Here is a 12,647-nt window from a genome sequence, read left to right as displayed (position 1 = left end):
TTTTATTAAGCTGTGAAAAAGCTTCGTAAGGATAGAAAGTGCTGGATCTGGACACCACCACCCCTTTGATTTCATTGGGTATTTCCCTGGCAATTGGACTGCTTATCGGCGTAGAACGCGGTTGGCGTTTTCGCTTGCAAGCGGAAGGAACCAGAGTGGCAGGGCTGCGCACTTTCGGCCTTACCGGCATGCTCGGCGGTTGTGCCGGGCTGCTGAGTGATATTCTTGGCATGTCCGCTTTTGCGGTTATATTTATCGGCTTTGCTCTGGCTGTCAGTTTAGCCTATTGGGCTAGACGGGACGATAATCGCGACGCCAGCGTCACCAGTCTGGTCACCCTGCTGCTAACCTTGGTGCTGGGCGCGCTTGCTACGCTAAAAATGACCGAGTTAGCCGTATCTGCGGCCATAGTAACGGCGCTTCTGCTGCGCTATAAAGAGCTGTTACATGCCTGGTTAAAGCGATTGGAAGAGCGGGAACTGCAAGCCGTACTGCAGTTGTTACTCATTTCGCTGGTGTTACTGCCGGTGCTACCCAATCAGGGATACGGCCCCTGGCAGGTACTCAATCCTTATGAAATCTGGTTGATGGTGGTGCTGATAGCAGGCATCTCTTTTGTCGGCTACATCAGTATCAAGTTAGCCGGTGCCGATAAAGGCATTTTACTCACAGCGGTCACCACGGGGCTGGCGTCTTCAACCGCCCTCACCCTCAACTATTCAAGACTTAGCCAGAAACAGCCGTTGTTACAGGGGGCATTGGCGGTAGGCATACTATTGGCCTGCTGCACTATGTTTCCAAGGGTGCTTTTAGTGGCCTCCTTGATTAACCCTTCACTGTTCAGTCAACTTATATTACCCATAGCGGCCATGACCTTGGTCACCTTGTCTTTTGCACTGATCTTTTGGTTTAAGCGCAACCTCACGCCCCAGGCTGCCATCGAACATCTGGTCAATCCGCTGGAGCTCAAGTCCGCCATCGGCTTTGGTGTACTGCTAACTACCATCTTGCTGGTTGGCCGAGCGCTTACCGAATATTTTGGCGATAGCGGCATTTACTTGCTCGCCGTAGTTTCCGGTATTGCCGACGTAGATCCAGTAAACCTGACCTTATCCCGGATGAGTGTGGAGCAGATCCCGCTGTCTTCTGCGGTAACAGGTATTGTCCTCGCATGCAGCACCAATACCCTGGTTAAAGCCGGCATGAGCGTGTCGATTGCTGGTCAAGGTATGTTGTGGCGGGTGTTTATTCCTCTGCTTAGTGCCGCATTGGTTGGGCTGGGATTGTCGTTTTGGCAGGCCTAGCGGCTAAGGCACAGTGCCGCCACAGTACTTACAGAATTTAGCGTCATCATCGTGACCTTCTGCACCGCAATGTCTGCAAGCAAAGCGCGTAACATCGCGTCGATATTCCCTTGCTAATTCGGCACTGTATATGCCAGTAGGCACTGCAATAATGGCATAGCCGAGAATCATCACCATGGATGCCAGCATCTGTCCAAGCGGTGTTTGCGGTGAGATATCGCCATATCCTACCGTGGTTAAGGTCACCACCGCCCAGTACATGGATTGTGGAATGCTGGTAAAGCCATGTTCCGGTCCTTCAATCAGGTACATGGCAGCGCCAAAAATCACCACAAATACGCACACGGTATACAGAAATACCGCAATTTTAGCGCGGCTATTGCGCATCGCCCGGATCAAAGCATGTGCTTCCCCCAGGTATTCTCCCAATTTGAAAATTCTGAAGACGCGTAGCACCCTTAAACCGCGCACAACCAATAACGTCTGTGCACCGGTGAAAAACAGCGCTAGGAAGCTGGGTAAGATGGAAATTAAGTCCACAATACCAAAAAAACTGGTGGCATAACGAAGGGGCCGTCTGACACAAATCAAACGCAACAGATATTCAATGCTGAACAAGATGGTGAAAAACCACTCGGCGGCAAAAAGCCAAGTCTTGTAGTTAAGATTAATGGCTGCAACGCTGTCCAGCATCACCACCAGAATGCTGGCTGCTATTGCCAGGATCAGTGCAATATCAAACCATTTGCCAGCAGGTGTTTCCGCTTCGAAGATAATTTCATGCAGCGATTCACGCCAGGGAGCCAGGGGATCGCCCTGCATGTATTTTTTGACCGGCTTCACTCTGGTGGCATGATGTTTATTGTCTGGCTGCGGCATATCTGTCCTTATCAAACAACCACTTGGATACAACTCGGTGGTCTTTTACAAGCTTGACTGATTGGCTTGGCTTTGCAAAGTAAAAAGCGCCCGTAGGCGCTTTTTTAACGTGGCTGGCTAGGTCAGCGCTGTCGGTTTCGCTGACTATCTTTTCCCTTAGCATCTGTCGCTTGCGCTTTGCCCTTGTGCTTTTTCCACTTGGGTTGTGGTGGCAAACCGGTATGTTTGGTCAGTGCATGCTGGCCACCCTTAGCCGGTTTCTGCTTACGCTCATCGCCTGACTCTGGCGGAACCAAATGCTGAGGACCGCGACCAATAAGGTCTTCCCTGCCCATTTTCTTCAGCGCTTCACGAATTTGCGCAAAGTTCTTAGGGTCGTGATAGCGCAGCATGGCTTTGTGCAGACGTCGATGAATTTCACCTTTGGCCGAAAATACGGCTTCTGAATCCTTACTGACTTTTTTCAGCGAGTTCACACCACTGTGGTACATGGTCGTGGCACTGGCCATGGGTGAGGGATAGAAGTTCTGCACCTGGTCCAATCTGAAGCGGTTTTCCTTTAGCCAAATTGCCAGGGCCAGCATGTCTTCGTCAGTAGTACCCGGATGTGAAGCAATAAAATACGGGATCAAATATTGCTTTTTACCTGCTTCAGCAGAGTATTTATCAAACAACTCTTTAAAACGGTAATAGCTTCCCATGCCCGGCTTCATCATCTTTGACAGAGGACCGTCTTCGGTGTGCTCAGGGGCAATTTTCAGATAGCCTCCCACATGATGAAGGGCCAGCTCTTTCACATACTCCGGATCTTCTACCGCCAGATCGTAACGCACCCCGGAGGCAATCAGGATTTTCTTAATGCCCTTGAGGTTGCGCGCCCGTCGGTACAGATTAATGGTCGGCGCATGGTTAGTATCCATATGCGCGCAGATTGATGGATATACGCAAGACGGACGGCGGCAGGTTGCTTCGGCTTTGGGACTCTTACAACGCAATCTGTACATGTTGGCCGTGGGGCCGCCAAGATCGGAAATAATCCCGGTAAACCCAGGTACTCTGTCGCGGATTTCTTCGATTTCTCGAATAATAGAGTCTTCCGAACGGCTTTGAATGATCCGTCCTTCATGCTCAGTAATGGAGCAGAATGAACAACCACCGTAACAACCGCGCATGATATTGATAGAGAAACGGATCATGTCGTAGGCAGGAATTTTCGCATCGCCGTAAACCGGGTGTGGAACACGCTGGTAAGGCAGGTCAAATACCGCATCCATTTCTTCGGTTTCCAGCGGCATGGCAGGTGGATTGATCCAAATGTGCCGGTCACCATGGCGCTGCAGCAAGGCCCGCGCACAGCCGGGGTTAACCTCCTGATGCAGTACTCTGGACGCATGGGCATATAAGGACTTGTTGTCACGCACCACTTCAAAGGCCGGTAACTTAACGTATACCTTTTCCCAGGGCTTACGGCGGTTATCCGGCTGAATCACAATGGGCTTGGCCTCAACCTGCTGAATCACCACACCATCGTCGGTCACTTTTGCACTGGACTTTTGTGAATCACACTCAGGCTCCACCTGGTAAGGGCTGGGAATTGGGTCAATCTTTCCTGGTGTATCCAGATGGGTAGAGTCTACGCCCTGCCACTCAGGCAAGGCCTGCTTAACGATAATGGCCGTGCCTCGGACATCCTGTATATCGGCAATATTTTCACCGGCGGCCAAACGGTGCGTTACCTCAATTAAGGGGCGTTCAGCATTGCCGTACATCAGTAAATCGGCTTTGGCATCAAACAAAATGCTGCGGCGGACTTTTTCAGACCAGTAATCATAATGAGCAATACGACGCAGGCTGGCTTCAATGCCACCAATGATGATCGGCACATCTTTATACGCTTCGCGACAGCGCTGTGAATAGACGGTCACTGCCCGGTCTGGGCGTTTTCCGCCGACATTACCTGGCGTATAGGCATCATCATGGCGCAGCTTTTTATCCGCGGTATAGCGGTTAATCATCGAGTCCATGTTACCGGCCGTGACACCGAAATACAGATTCGGCTTACCCAGCGCCATAAAGGGCTCTTTGCTGGTCCAGTCCGGCTGCGCAATAATACCGACACGAAAACCATGTGACTCCAGCACCCTGCCAATGACCGCCATGCCAAAACTAGGGTGATCCACATAGGCATCCCCGGTAACCAGAATGATGTCGCAGCTATCCCAGCCAAGTTCATCCATTTCGGCCCGGCTCATGGGCAAAAACGGCGCAGTGCCATAGCAATGCGCCCAATATTTGGGGTAAGAGAACAGTGAACGTTCGGCTTTAATGGTGGCTTGAACTGACAAAGGGCACTACCGGTTGGAAAAAAGCGCGGCATTATACCGCAATTCACACAGTAAACTGTGGAATATTTAACCAATCAGGCTTTGTCTACTCTGATTCTTTTTGCTTCTCTGAGTCAGAACTTGGCAAGTCTTGAAGTGCCTCGGCCAAACTGGCGTAGAAGGCAATGACACCCGGTATAGGTTTAACCCCTGCTTTTGCTAAGGCGCGCAGCGGTTGGAATTGCAGGTCAGCAATCCATATCTGGGTGTTTTTGCGCTGGCACTGACTGATTAGTTTGTTCAATGCAGCTAGGCCCCCGGCATCCAATAAGGTGACGCCGTCCATATACAAAACAAAACCCTGACGGTCTTCGCATAAGGTTGACAATTCACCGAAGATCCGGTCTGCTGCAGCAAAAAACAGCGGCCCATTGATTTTAAATACCGACCAGCCTTGGGGAAGCGATTTGCCTATCAAGCGCTTGCTTTGGGTGATGTCGGTGATTTTGGTCATCTCAGCTATGTCTTTCACAAACAGCATGGCGGCCAACAAGATGCCGGCCGTAATAGCGATGACCATATCCAGTGCCACCGTCAGTAAGAAACAGGTCAGAAACACCCAAATATCCGTTCTCGGCGCGGTTCTAAGTAAGTGAACCGCCTTGTGTGCTTCACTCATATTCCAGGCAACCACTAACAACAGTGCGGCCATTGCTGACATGGGAACAAATGCCAGAATATCGCTAAACAGCATTAGCGCCGCTAATACCGTCAAGGCATGTAGCATGGCCGACATGGGAGAAACACCTCCCGCGCGCACGTTGGCAGCCGAACGAGCCAGTGCTGCAGTGGCGGTAATACCGCCAAAAAAGGGTACGACCAAGTTACCTATCCCCTGCCCCAGAAGCTCACTGTTTGCGCTGTGTCGCTGTCCAGTCATACCATCCAACACGACAGCGCACAGCAGCGACTCTATTGCCCCAAGCATGGCAATTGCAAAAGCCGCTGGGAGGAGATCTTTAACAAGTTGCCAGCTCAATGTCAGTCCGGGCTGCCCTTCTTCTACATACATCCAGGGCCACTGAAATGCAGGTAGTACCGAAGGGATCCCCATTCCCTGGCTGCCATCAGCCAAAATATACGAAAAACGGCTACCAATGGTATCTACCTCAAACCCTGCCTGAACCAATCCCCACGCGAGCAGACTGGCGGCGAGAAGTGCCGGAAGATGCCCTGGCACAGGGAGCCGCAAACGAGGCCATAGCAACATAATAAGTAAAGTCGTCGCGGCAACCGCCAGGCTCGGCCAATGTAAATCCGGCAAAGCCAAAATAAGCTGCGGTACTTTATACAGGAATTGGTCAGAGAGCTGCGCTATAGGTAAGCCAAAGACATCTTTTATCTGCAATATCGCTATAACCAGGGCGATTCCACAGGTAAAGCCAAGTACCACTGACTCTGGAATGTACTCGATAAATCGCCCCAACCTGAGCAAGGCCATCATGATCAGAATGAGCCCAGCACCCAACGTGGCAACGAGCAGTCCGGCTATACCGTATTGGCTGGTAATGGGAAAAAGTAAGACCACAAAGGCCGCCGTGGGACCTGAAATGCTAAGCCTTGAACCGCCACTTAAGGCAATCACAAAACCGGCAATAATTGCGGTATATAGTCCATGCTGAGGGGCAACTCCGCTGGCAATGGCAAGCGCCATGGCTAAAGGTATTGCAATAATGCCGACACTTATCCCAGCAAACAGGTCCTGTCGAAATTGCTCCTTGCCGTATTCACCGCTTAGACAGGTTTCCCGAAAGGCATGCCCGATACGTAATGAAAACAAGTGCGAACGGTGTGACACAACGGCTCCTAAGTTGGCTAACGAATGAAAACCTTTCTTTTGCTAGGGTAATGCTTTATCCAAACTTTTAATCACGACCATAGTCTGATGGTCGGTAGGCTCTGCGAAAATGCGAAAGCCTAAGGTTTTGCACAGTGTCAGCATGCCGGTATTGTCTGCCAGTACCAGTCCCCGCATTTGTGTCAACCCCCGGTTTGCGGCTATAGCCATCAGTTGCCTAAGCAAATAACGTCCAATGCCCTTTCGCTGCCAGGCATCGGCTATCGCAATGGCAAACTCACAGCTTTTCTGATCCGGTAATACGGCAAACCTTGCCACCGCAATTTCTTGCTCATGTTCTTGTTTCACCAGCCCTATAATAGCCACTTCTTGCTCAGGGTCAGGATGCGTGAATTGATAAAGCATAGAGGATGAGCACTCTTTGATATTGCCCATAAAACGAAAATGCTTACTTTGGTTTGAGAGGTGGTGAATAAAATCTCGCTCTAACATTACATCGTCAGGCCCAATGGGACGAAATTCAACCACCTGGCCATCGGCCAGGACTAAGCGGGAATACAGCAATGTCTGTTCATCTACAACCACCATCTCGACTCCACAGGGCTCCTTCACCCATCTTGTTCGATAAGCCCCTATTTATACAAGGGTTATTCGATGGTTAGGCATAAATATTCCGCCAATGGTTTGCCTCAAAGGCGAAATAACATCTACTGTTAATCAAAAAAGGAGTGAGCCTGGATGAATAAACGTTTTATTAGTGCCGCGGAGTTATTACAGGATTCTTTCAGGCTCGCCGCCAAAATATATGACAGCGGTCTGCGGCCACACTTTATCGTTGGTATCTGGCGAGGTGGCGCACCCATTGGTATTGCAGTTCAGGAGTTTTTTGATTTTAAGGGTGTTGAGACAGACCATATTTCTGTGCGCACATCATCATACCAACGCATAGGTGAACAAAGTAAGGAAATTCGCGTACACGGACTGCATTATCTGATCGAAAATGCCAATGCCGAAGACAGCCTGCTGATTGTCGACGATGTGTTTGATTCAGGGCGCAGTGTCGAAGCGTTACTGGCCCAGATCCGCAAACTGTCCCGCCGCAATGTGCCCCATGATATTCGTATCGCTTGTCCCTGGTATAAGCCAGCGAACAACAAAACCAACCTGGTACCTGACTTTCACGTGCATGAAAGCCATGAATGGCTGGTGTTTCCTCATGAAATCAGCGGGCTAAGCCCTCAAGAGCTCGCCGAAGGAAAATCTGATCTACTTGATATTCAGCACTTGTTAGTCCCCTAAGCAGCCTACATCCATAGTTGCAGGCACAAAAAAGGCCGACTTATGTCGGCCTTTTAACAAAACTAGCGCTTAGATACCGTGTTTCTCACCCAGATACAACCAGGTATCCACTACAGTGTCGGGGTTCAGCGAAACGCTATCAATACCCTGCTCTACCAGCCAGGCTGCTAAGTCTTCGTGATCTGATGGTCCCTGACCACAAATGCCTACGTATTTACCGCGCGCCTTGGCGGCTTTAATAGCCATTGCCAGCAACACCTTAACCGCTTCATTACGCTCATCAAACAGATGGGCAATCAAGCCTGAGTCTCTGTCCAGACCCAAAGTCAACTGTGTCAGGTCATTCGAGCCAATGGAGAATCCATCAAAGATATCCAGGAACTGATCGGCCAGCAACGCATTGGACGGCAGCTCACACATCATTATCACGCGTAGCCCGTTTTCACCTTGCTTCAAACCACGCTCGGCCAGTAGCCCAACAACTTTACGTCCTTCTTCCAGTGTGCGTACAAAAGGAATCATGACTTCAACATTGGTAAAGTCCATGTCATTACGTACGCGTTTGATGGCTTCACATTCCAGTGCGAAACATTCACGGAAATCTTCAGACACATAACGGCTGGCACCACGGAAGCCCAACATGGGGTTTTCTTCGTGTGGCTCGTACTGGAAGCCGCCCACTAGGTTAAAGTACTCGTTCGATTTAAAGTCTGACATACGAACGATGACTTTCTCTGGCGCAAAAGCTGCAGCTATGGTGGAAATACCTTCGACCAGCTTTTGAATGTAAAACTCACGAGGCGACTCATAGCCGGCCATCATCTCATCAATCTCGGCTTTCACTTCGTCCGGCTGCCCGGCATAGTTAAGCAGCGCTTTGGGGTGCACACCAATCATGCGATTGATGATAAATTCCAGGCGCGCCAGACCCACGCCAGCGTGTGGCAGGCGACCGAAATCAAAGGCGCGGTCCGGGTTGCCCACGTTCATCATAATCTTCAGCGGCAGGTCAGGCATGGCATCGATACGAGAAGTGACGACATCGAAGTCCAGCACATCACCGTAGATATAACCGGTATCGCCCTCGGCACAAGATACCGTGACCTTGTCACCGGTTTGAATGCTGTCTGTGGCATCACCACAACCTACTACAGCCGGGATCCCCAATTCACGCGCAATGATGGCAGCGTGACAGGTACGACCGCCACGGTTGGTCACAATGGCTGAGGCTTTTTTCATGATCGGCTCCCAATCCGGGTCCGTCATGTCTGTCACCAGCACATCGCCGGGCTGGATCTTGTCCATTTCATCAATGGAACTCAGTACTTTCGCCACACCGTTGCCAATCTTATGACCGATGGCACGACCTTCACAGACGATCTTGGCTTTGCCTTTCAGGTGAAAACGTTCGATAGTTTGCGCATCTTCACGGCTGCGTACTGTCTCAGGGCGAGCCTGAACTATGTAAAGCTTACCGTCGGTACCGTCTTTGGCCCATTCAATATCCATGGGACGCTGATAGTGTTTCTCAATGATCTGCGCCTGCTTGGCCAGCTCCATCACTTCGCTGTCCGACAGCGAGAAGCGGTGGCTGTCAGTAGCATCCACATCGACGATTTCAACCTGCTTGCCATGGCCTACATCCGCAGAGTAGATCATCTTCTTCAGCTTACTGCCGAGATTGCGGCGCACCACGGCGGGTTTGCCTTTGTTGAGCGTCGGCTTGTGTACGTAGAATTCATCAGGGTTTACCGCACCCTGCACCACCATTTCACCTAAGCCGTAAGAAGAGGTAATAAATACCACGTCTTCAAAACCAGACTCGGTATCGATAGTGAACATCACGCCGGATGAGGCGCAATCCGAGCGCACCATGCGCTGGATTCCAGCAGACAGTGCCACACCTTTGTGGTCGTAACCCTGGTGCACACGATAAGAGATAGCGCGGTCATTAAATAAGGAGGCAAAAACATGCTTGATGGCGGTCATCACCGCATCCAGGCCTTTGACGTTCAGGAAAGTTTCCTGTTGTCCGGCAAACGAGGCATCGGGCATATCTTCGGCTGTCGCAGAAGAACGAACGGCGAATGATGCTTCACCACCAGCTTCCTGCTGGAGTTGTGCGTAAGCATCTTTAATGGCCACTTCCAATTCTGATTGGAATGGCGTGTCAATAATCCACTGACGAATTTCACTACCGGTCCGGGCCAGGGCGTTAACATCGTCAACATCCAGTACATCCAGCGCATCATGGATACGCGTATTAAGACCACTTTGCTCCAGAAATTCGTTAAAGGCTTCTGCCGTTGTGGCAAAACCACCAGGAACCATCACACCGGCATTGGCCAGATTGGAAATCATCTCACCCAGAGATGCATTTTTTCCCCCAACCTTTTCCACATCATGCATGCCTAACTGCTGATACCACAAAACGTATTTCTGCACCGCGAATGCCTCCGAATTAGCATGTTTTTCAAATCGCCCCAATCCCTTAAGTAATTTGGGCTGCTGGCTTTTTTCGCTGAGGATTTTAGAATGTCGGTAATAAAAAAGTAAAACTTTATTTATTTTCGTAATTAAATTACGACATTGTTAAGGAGTTGTTGTGCGCACCGCATTTTATATTTCTGATGGCACCGCCATTACCTCAGAGGTGTTCGGCCATGCCTTATTGTCTCTATTCCCCGTAGAATTCAACCATATCACCATTCCTTTCGTAGAAACGGCGGAACAAGCGGAAAAGGTTAATGACAAAATTGCCAAGAAATTTAAGGAAACAGGCGAACGACCTTTGGTGTTTTATACCATCGTCAATTTGGATGTCAGGGAAATCATTTCCAATTCGGTCGGTATAAATTACAACTTTCTCGACCAATTTGTGGCGCCCTTGGAAAAAATTCTGGGTATTCCTGCTAAGCCGGAAAAACACCGCACCCACAGTATTCATGAAAAAACCTATGACATTCGCATTGAAGCGGTAAATTACGCGCTGGCAAACGATGATGGAGCAAATCTGGATAATTATGGTGAAGCCGATATTATCCTGGTTGGCGTATCACGCTCAGGCAAAACCCCGACGAGTCTGTACCTGGCTTTGCAATACGGTATTAAGGCGGCGAACTACCCTTTCACTGAAGAAGACATGGGCGACATGTTAAGGCTGCCTGCCAGGCTCAGACATTTCAAAAGCAAGCTGTTTGGTTTGACCATCGCCCCCGAACGTTTGCATCAGATTCGTTCTGAGCGCCGCGCCAACAGCCGTTATGCATCAATGCGCCAATGCCGGATGGAACTACGGGAAGTAGAAAACCTGTACCGCCGGGAATCTATTCCTTTTTTGAACAGTACCAAGTTTTCAGTAGAGGAAATTTCGGCCAAGATCCTGGCCGAAACGGGATTGCAGCGTAAGAAGTACTGATGGAAGTATTACCCGGACTACACAGAAGTCAGCCCGGGTAATGGCATTGTCAGATATCCTTTTTCAGGTAATCCGCAACCAAAAACGCCAGTTCCAAGACCTGATCGGCATTTAAACGCGGATCGCACTGGGTTTGGTAACACTGACCCAGGTCTGCTTCGCCAATTCCATAGGCTCCGCCCACACATTCGGTAACGTGCTGGCCGGTCATTTCCAGGTGAATACCACCAGCATGGGTACCTTCCGCCTGATGGGCTTGGAAGAAATGCTGGATCTCACGCAAAATGTCATCAAAGTTACGGGTCTTATAACCGCTGGAGGCTTTGACTGTGTTGCCGTGCATGGGATCTGAACTCCAGACCACCTGACGGCCTTCCTGTTTCACCCTACGCAGCAATGTCGGCAACTTATCACCCAGATTATTCGCCCCCATACGGGTAATCAGGGTCAAGCGACCGGCTTCGTTTTGCGGGTTTAACGCGTCAATTAAACGAATCAGTTCGTCTTCCTGTATAGACGGTCCAACCTTTACCCCGATCGGGTTATGAATACCGCGGAAAAACTCCACATGAGCATGATCCAACTGACGGGTGCGCTCACCAATCCACAGCATATGCGCCGAACAGTTATACCATTTACCGGTCAACGTATCGTTGCGTGTCAGAGCCTGCTCGTAGTTCAGCAATAAGGCTTCATGCGAGGTGAACAGCGACGTCTCATGTAATTCGCGGTGATTGGCGGCATTGATACCAATAGTCTCCATAAAAGACAGGGCATCTTGAATACGCTTGGCCACGTCCTGATAGCGTTCTTTCAGAGGGTTATTTTCCACGAACGCCATATTCCAACGATTTACCTGATGTAAATCTGCCAGACCGCCCTGCGCAAAGGCGCGAAGCAGGTTCAGGGTTGCCGCGGAGCGATGATAAGCCTCAATCATACGCTCAGGATTGGGCTGACGGGACGCCTCGGTAAATTCAAAGCTGTTGATAATATCGCCACGGTAGCTAGGTAGCGACACGCCATCTATGGTTTCAAGATTGTCTGAGCGAGGTTTGGCATACTGTCCTGCCATCCGGGCAACTTTAGTTACCGGACAGCGGCCAGCAAAGGTCAGCACTATGGCCATCTGCAAGATAACCTTAAAGGTATCGCGGATTTTAGGCGCATTGAATTCATCAAAAGACTCAGCGCAGTCACCACCTTGCAGTAAAAAGCCATTTCCTTTGGCAACCTCACCCAACTGTCTAAACAACTCACGCGTCTCAGCTGCAAATACCAGCGGCGGGTATTTGGCCAGGCGTTTCTCTGCATCTTCTAGCTGTTGTTTATTTTCATAGATGGGCTGCTGCAAAATGGGCAGTTGGCGCCAGCTATCGGGTTGCCATTGTGTCACTGATTTTCCTTCTTTCGGTTAGAACTGCAGGGGCGACATTGCGCCTGCTTTGTCACCCCGAAACTTACGGTTTCTGAAAGAAAATTTCAATGGGCAATTATTGGCAAACCCATAAACCACGCTGCAAACAAAAGATTGCTGATTTATTGGGCAATTTGACCCCAGGATT

At 50.0% G+C, this 12,647-nt stretch carries 9 protein-coding genes; 3 read left to right on the top strand and 6 right to left on the bottom strand.

The annotated features are described in order from the left end of the window. The first annotated feature begins 38 nt into the window (after positions 1–38). Positions 39–1,304, top strand: a complete 1,266-nt coding sequence (locus KJY73_RS08805) for an MgtC/SapB family protein (protein WP_332874170.1) — start codon at positions 39–41, stop codon at positions 1,302–1,304. 3 nt (positions 1,305–1,307) lie between these two features. On the opposite strand, the gene KJY73_RS08800 is transcribed toward KJY73_RS08805, so the two are convergent. The 4 genes from KJY73_RS08800 to KJY73_RS08785 all read right to left on the bottom strand — a co-directional run bounded on the left by KJY73_RS08800 (position 1,308) and on the right by KJY73_RS08785 (position 6,953). After that, positions 1,308–2,183 carry an ion transporter gene (locus tag KJY73_RS08800; protein WP_332874169.1) on the bottom strand — a complete coding sequence of 292 codons (876 nt, stop codon included), beginning with the start codon at positions 2,181–2,183 and terminating at the stop codon, positions 1,308–1,310. A gap of 122 nt (positions 2,184–2,305) precedes the next feature. Further along, positions 2,306–4,420 (bottom strand): YgiQ family radical SAM protein, encoded by a 2,115-nt coding sequence (locus KJY73_RS08795; protein ID WP_232848554.1) that lies wholly within the window; start codon positions 4,418–4,420, stop codon positions 2,306–2,308. Positions 4,421–4,613: 193 nt separating this feature from the next. Beyond that, the gene (dauA, locus tag KJY73_RS08790) at positions 4,614–6,365 is read right to left on the bottom strand and encodes a C4-dicarboxylic acid transporter DauA (protein WP_214342909.1); all 1,752 of its coding nucleotides are present in this window, start codon (positions 6,363–6,365) and stop codon (positions 4,614–4,616) included. Positions 6,366–6,407: 42 nt separating this feature from the next. Next, positions 6,408–6,953 carry a GNAT family N-acetyltransferase gene (locus KJY73_RS08785; protein WP_214342907.1) on the bottom strand — a complete coding sequence of 182 codons (546 nt, stop codon included), beginning with the start codon at positions 6,951–6,953 and terminating at the stop codon, positions 6,408–6,410. A 150-nt stretch (positions 6,954–7,103) separates the two neighbouring features. On the opposite strand from KJY73_RS08785, the gene KJY73_RS08780 reads away from it, so the two are divergent. Then, complete coding sequence (locus KJY73_RS08780) at positions 7,104–7,664, top strand: phosphoribosyltransferase (protein ID WP_214342905.1); 561 nt, start codon at positions 7,104–7,106, stop codon at positions 7,662–7,664. A 69-nt stretch (positions 7,665–7,733) separates the two neighbouring features. On the opposite strand, the gene ppsA is transcribed toward KJY73_RS08780, so the two are convergent. After that, positions 7,734–10,109 carry a phosphoenolpyruvate synthase gene (ppsA, locus tag KJY73_RS08775; RefSeq protein WP_214342903.1) on the bottom strand — a complete coding sequence of 792 codons (2,376 nt, stop codon included), beginning with the start codon at positions 10,107–10,109 and terminating at the stop codon, positions 7,734–7,736. A gap of 160 nt (positions 10,110–10,269) precedes the next feature. Between ppsA and ppsR the strand changes: the two genes are divergently transcribed. Beyond that, positions 10,270–11,082, top strand: a complete 813-nt coding sequence (ppsR, locus tag KJY73_RS08770) for a posphoenolpyruvate synthetase regulatory kinase/phosphorylase PpsR (protein ID WP_206594500.1) — start codon at positions 10,270–10,272, stop codon at positions 11,080–11,082. A 49-nt stretch (positions 11,083–11,131) separates the two neighbouring features. On the opposite strand, the gene KJY73_RS08765 is transcribed toward ppsR, so the two are convergent. Beyond that, the gene (locus KJY73_RS08765; protein WP_206594501.1) at positions 11,132–12,478 is read right to left on the bottom strand and encodes a class II 3-deoxy-7-phosphoheptulonate synthase; all 1,347 of its coding nucleotides are present in this window, start codon (positions 12,476–12,478) and stop codon (positions 11,132–11,134) included. Between the last annotated feature and the right edge of the window lie 169 nt (positions 12,479–12,647).

This window comes from Bowmanella yangjiangensis (assembly GCF_018531185.1).
GTDB lineage: Bacteria > Pseudomonadota > Gammaproteobacteria > Enterobacterales > Alteromonadaceae > Bowmanella > Bowmanella yangjiangensis.
Note: the sequence above shows the minus strand (reverse complement) of the source record. Positions and strands in the feature narration are given on the sequence as shown.

Bases quoted from the DNA above. Each gene is read 5' to 3' on its own strand.
- KJY73_RS08800 (WP_332874169.1), bottom strand. From the start codon at position 2,183: ATGCCGCAGCCAGACAATAAACATCATGCCACCAGAGTGAAGCCGGTC.
- KJY73_RS08795 (WP_232848554.1), bottom strand. From the start codon at position 4,420: ATGGATGAACTTGGCTGGGATAGCTGCGACATCATTCTGGTTACCGGG.
- KJY73_RS08785 (WP_214342907.1), bottom strand. From the start codon at position 6,953: ATGGTGGTTGTAGATGAACAGACATTGCTGTATTCCCGCTTAGTCCTG.
- KJY73_RS08780 (WP_214342905.1), top strand. From the start codon at position 7,104: ATGAATAAACGTTTTATTAGTGCCGCGGAGTTATTACAGGATTCTTTC.